Source organism: Candidatus Pelagibacter sp. HIMB1623 (assembly GCF_052047695.1).
Classification (GTDB): Bacteria; Pseudomonadota; Alphaproteobacteria; order Pelagibacterales; family Pelagibacteraceae; genus Pelagibacter.
Window position 1 is genome coordinate 1 of record NZ_JBNAJN010000009.1, and the last position, 1373, is coordinate 1373.

A 1373-nucleotide genomic window follows, 5' to 3' on the forward strand; every position below is an offset into this window, starting at 1 on the left:
CCTGTGATACCAATTGTACCCAGTGCTCCATTTGTTCCACCTCCTACTGCACTATCAAATTCAACCTCTGAGGTTCCAACGCTAATAGTTAAATCATTTGCCTCTGTAGCTTCTGAATTTACTGTACCTGTAAAAGTAATCTGTGAATTAGTAGTAGTTAAAGTAATGTCATTTGCAACAGTTACATTTCCTGTATAACCTTGCGTACTACTACTGGTAACATCACCATTTAATGAAGATGTTCCAGATACTGACAGTGTAGTTATATCGCTAATTGCTCCACTTGCTTCTAAATTTCCAGTTACTGTTAAAGATGAATTTTGTGAACTAGTTAATGTGAAGTTTGCTACACCAAAACTTTCATCATACACTCTGCCATCATTTAAATTATCTGCTAATCTTAAATCAAAAGTACTTATAGCTGGAGTAACTATTGTAACTAAAAAGCTAGAGTCACCAGAATGAGTATCTTGATAACTTAAAAAGTTATAATTTGTTGATGATTGACCTTCTCTGTTAGTAAATGTAGTTGTATAACCATTGTTTGAATGTGAACTATTTGAATAATTGCTTGTAGCATTGTTGTAAGCAAAAGTTCTACTAGCGATTAAAGTTGATCCATTATAAATATAAAATGTTTCACTATCCCAACTGTCTAATTTATAAAAATTAAATGTAACAGTTGCTGATGTGTTATTTAGACCTGTTACATCAGTATAATGTGCCTTTTGACTTGTGGCATTATTATTAAAACAACAAAGTATTGTTTCATCACCCTCATCATCTGTTCCATATGAACCATTATTATAAGTTTCTGTAATTCCATTTCCTCGATAGTTTGTATTACTAAAGGAGTTACCACTTTGATCTATCCAACCAGTTGTTCCAGTTGTAGATACGCTAGTACCACCACCAGAACCAGATACTGTAGACTGCGTATAAATTGTTGTTCCTCTTAAAGTGGTATCTACACTTAATGTAACAGCACCAGTAAATGTTTGGGTAGTGGTGGTTGTTATATTAGCACCAATATTTGTTGTACCAGAAACTGATAAAGATGTAGCTCCTGCGGTTGCACCATTACCAATTGCAGCATTCAAATCTAAGTCACCAGTAATTTGGATAGCACCAAGATCATAAGTTACTCCAATAGTATCTGCTGTTGCATTACCAAAAATTGCATCGGCACTTGTACCTCCACCATTGCCATCAAGATTAATGGTTAATGCTCTATTGGTTGCATCAGTAGAATTAACTGTACCGTTAAAAGTTAAATTACTATCGGTTGTAGTTAATGTGACATCGGCACTTAAGGATACAGCATCATTATAAGTTTGAGTACTACTAGTTGTGATATCAGCACTGATAACTGT

Annotated in this window: 1 protein-coding gene; it reads right to left on the minus strand. The window is 34.3% G+C overall.

What is annotated here, in order from left to right:
• On the minus strand, positions 1-1373 hold a 1373-nt coding region (locus ACTTBN_RS03120; RefSeq protein WP_440680932.1), incomplete at both ends, for a hypothetical protein.